The 3,692-nt window shown below is 75.3% G+C and carries 1 protein-coding gene and 1 pseudogene; both read right to left on the bottom strand.

What is annotated here, in order from left to right; translation table 11 throughout:
- Positions 1–1,127 (bottom strand): annotated as a pseudogene (locus DQW06_RS22315) (DUF1963 domain-containing protein); the annotation flags it as partial.
- Positions 1,128–1,250: 123 nt separating this feature from the next.
- A complete protein-coding gene (locus tag DQW06_RS22310; RefSeq protein WP_117199245.1) occupies positions 1,251–3,581 on the bottom strand; it encodes an excinuclease ABC subunit UvrA in 2,331 nt (776 codons plus the stop codon).
- Between the last annotated feature and the right edge of the window lie 111 nt (positions 3,582–3,692).

The raw sequence follows: 3,692 nt of genomic DNA, 5'->3' as shown, positions 1-3,692 counted from the left end.
GAACGGTCCCCGTCGGACCCGCCCCCGGCCCCCAGCGTCCGCAGTTCCTCCGCCAGGTCCGCGTCCTGCGGTGCGGCGACGTCGGGCACGGGGACGGCGGCCTCCGCGGTTCTCAGCGCCCGCACCCGGGAGGCGGTCCGGCGCAGCAGCCGCTCGCGCTCCGGGTCCCGCGGCCCGGCGCCGTCGTCGGCCAGGGCCTCCTCGATCGCCGCGACGCCGCCGTCGAGGTCGGCCAGGCGGGCCAGGACGTCCGGCAGACGGTCCGGCGGCGCGGTCCGCAGGTGCCGTCGCAGCAGGTCCACCTGGCGGGGGCCGTCGGTCCGGGCCAGGGCGGACAGCGCCTGAGCGCGAACGCTCGCCTCGGCGTCCACCGCCAGTTCGGCGGCGAGTTCCGCGTGCGCCTGCGGGCTGTGCGCGCACCGGTCCGCCACGTATCTGCGAGTGTTCAGAGCGGACCCGGTGACGACGTCCGCGAGCGCGTCGGCGTGCCGGGCGAGGAACGCGACGCCCGCCTCGCTCTCCAGAAGCCGGTGCCGACGGAACGGCCAGTGGCCGGAGCCCGAGTACAGCAGCGCGGACAGGGCGGCGTGCACGGGAGTCCGGCCGGGTGCGCCGCCCGCCCGGGCGACCTCGGTGAGGGTGTGGGGGTCCCACCGCCGCCGGACGTCGTCGGCGTCGGTCCCGTCGGCGGCGCCGTGGACACGGAGCACGTCGTCGGCCAGCACGAGGAGCCACGACGGCTCCCCGGACGTCGGGGCGTTGCCGGTGACCGCGTGCAGCACCTGCCCGAACCGGACGAGCAGGTCGATCGGCGCGAGCCGGTAGAGCACCAGCCGTGCCGCGTCGGCCTCCCGCAGTGACCAGCCGGGATGCGCGTCGGCGACGGCGGTCAGCCGGTCGGTCCGCCAGACCGCGTCCGGTTTGGCGACCATGTCGGCGCCGGTCGGCCGCTCCCGCAACGCCGCCAGGGCCTCCGGTCGGGTGCCGCTCAGCACGTGCTCGACGACCGGTTCGTGGACCTCGGACAGCCGCAGCGGCGCGAGGCAGTCCCGCACCGCCGCCGCCACCCGGGCAGCGGTGTCCGTGCCGCCGCCCGAGCCGGCCGTTCCTGCTTCAGATTCGTACATGCCGGAAGACTAGGGGCAGAGTCGGACACGCGGTTTCGCCGCCGATCCTTCGGCCGGACCCGCGCCTACCGGATCGGGAGGTGACCACCGAGGCACACGGCGGCGGGCGCAGGGCCCGGCGCGTCAGAGCAGCCCCTTGAGGTAGGGGCCCGTGCGGCTGTCCGGGGCCGCCGCGACCTGTGCGGGCGTGCCCTGAGCGACGATCCGGCCCCCCTGCGATCCGCCGCCCGGGCCCAGGTCGATGACGTGGTCGGCGGTGGCCACGACCCGCATGTCGTGCTCGGCCGCCACCACGGTGGCGCCCGCGCCGACCAGGTCGCGCAGGCGGCCGACGAGGACGTCGGTGTCGTGCGGATGGAGACCGGTGGTGGGCTCGTCGAGCAGGTAGACCGTGTCGGCGACCCGGCGGCGCTGGAGTTCGGTGGCCAGTTTGATCCGCTGGGCCTCGCCGCCGGACAGCTCCGTCGCGGGCTGGCCCAAGCGCAGGTAGCCCAGGCCCACCCCGGTGAGGGTCTCCAGAGAACGCCGCACCGACGGCTCCTCGGTGAAGAACCCCGCCGCCTCCTCCACCGACATCGCGAGCACGTCCGAGACCGTGCGCCCCCGGTACCGCACCCGGAGGGTGTCGTCGTTGTAGCGCGAGCCGCCACAGGCTGGACAGGGCGCGTAGGTGGTGGGCAGGAACAGCAGCTCCACCGACACGAACCCCTCGCCCTCGCACTCCGGGCAGCGTCCCCCCACGACGTTGAAGGAGAACCGGCCGGGCCCGTAACCGAGCGAGCGGGCCTCCTCGGTGGCCGCGAACAGCTTGCGCACTGTGTCGAAGAGCCCGGTGTAGGTCGCCAGGTTGGAGCGCGGCGTCCGTCCGATGGGCTGCTGGCTGACCCACACCACCCGGCCGTGTTCGGCGGCCCGGTTCCCGATCTCCGCCAGCAGGGAGGACTTGCCCGAGCCGGACACGCCGGTGAGGGCGGTGAACACGCCGAGGGGGACGTCGGCGTCCAGCCCTTGGAGGTTGTTGCGGGTGGCCCCGCGCAGTTCCAGGTATCCGCCGGGGGTGCGGGGCCGGTGCTCCGGGAGGGCGTCGCCGAACAGGTAGCGGCGTGTCACCGACTCCGGGACCCCGCGCAGGCCGGGGACCGGGCCGCTGTACAGGACGCGCCCGCCGTGCTCGCCCGCCCCCGGCCCGACGTCGACGATCCAGTCCGCGCCGCGCACGACGTCCAGGTCGTGCTCGACGAAGCACACGGTGTTGCCCCCGTCGCGCAGGCGCCGCAGGGTCCTGGAGAGCGCCTCGGCGTCGGCCGGGTGCAGGCCCGCGGAGGGCTCGTCCAGGACGTAGACCACCCCGAAGAGCCCCGTGCCCAGCTGGGTGGCCAGCCGGATCCGCTGGAACTCCCCGGTGGACAGGGTCGGCGCCGGTCGGGCCGCGTTCAGATAGCCCAGGCCCAGCTCCGACAGCACCCCGACCCGTGCCGCGATCTCCCCGACCAGAGCCCCCGCCGCGCCCGGGTCCTGCGCCCAGGGGCGCAGCAGGGCCACCAGCTCGGTCAGGGGCAGCGCCGCGAGTTCGGCGATGGTGTGCCCGGCGAAGGTGACGCGCAGCGCCTCCTGCCGCAGCCGCCGACCGCCGCACTCCGGGCAGGTCCGGTCCACCATGAACTCGGCGGCCCTGCGCCGACGGGCCTCGCTGGCGGAGGAGGCGTACGCCTTGAGCACCAGCCTGCGCGCGCTGCTGTACCTGCCCTGGTAGGGCCGGTGGACACGCCCCGCCTCGCGGACCGGGTGGACGGTCACCACGGGCTGCTCCTCGGTGAACAGGATCCAGTCGCGCTCGCCTTGGGGCAGCTCCCGCCAGGGCCGGTGGATGTCGTACCCGAGGGTGTCGAGGATGTCGCGCAGGTTCTTGCCCTGCCATGCCCCGGGCCAGGAGGCGACCGCCCCGTCGGCGATGCTCAGCCCGGGGTCGGGCACCAGCGACCCCTCGGTGACCTCGTGCTCGACCCCCTCCCCGTGACACGTCGGGCAGGCCCCGGCCGCGGTGTTGGGGGAGAAGGAGTCCGAGTCCAGGCGCCGCGCCCCGGGCGGGTAGTCGCCCGCCCGGGAGAAGAGCATGCGCAGTGTGTTGGACAGCGTGGTGAGGGTGCCCACGGTGGAGCGGACCGAGGGCGCCGAGCGCGGCTGGGCGAGCGCCACGGCGGGCGGCATCCCGGTGACGTCGTCCACCTCCGGGGCCGGGAGCTGCTGGAGCAGGCGCCTGGCGTACGGCGCCACCGACTCCAGGTACCGGTGCTGGGACTCGGCGTAGAGGGTTCCGAAGGCCAGGGAGGACTTCCCCGACCCGGAGACGCCGGTGAAGGCGACCAGGGCGTCGCGGGGCAGCTCCGTGTCCACGTTCTTGAGGTTGTGGATGCGGGCGCCGCGCACCCGGATGCGGTCGTCGTGGTTGTCCATGGGACAAGGATTACCCGGTCACGGGACCGGAGCGGACCCGCGGACCGCCCGGGCACGGCGCACCCCGGCGCGCACCGGCCCTCTCTCCGGGGGATGCGGGCGGGGCGCGCC

It is taken from the genome of Nocardiopsis sp. TNDT3 (assembly GCF_003427465.1).
Taxonomy (GTDB): domain Bacteria; phylum Actinomycetota; class Actinomycetes; order Streptosporangiales; family Streptosporangiaceae; genus Nocardiopsis; species Nocardiopsis dassonvillei.
Note: the sequence above shows the minus strand (reverse complement) of the source record. Positions and strands in the feature narration are given on the sequence as shown.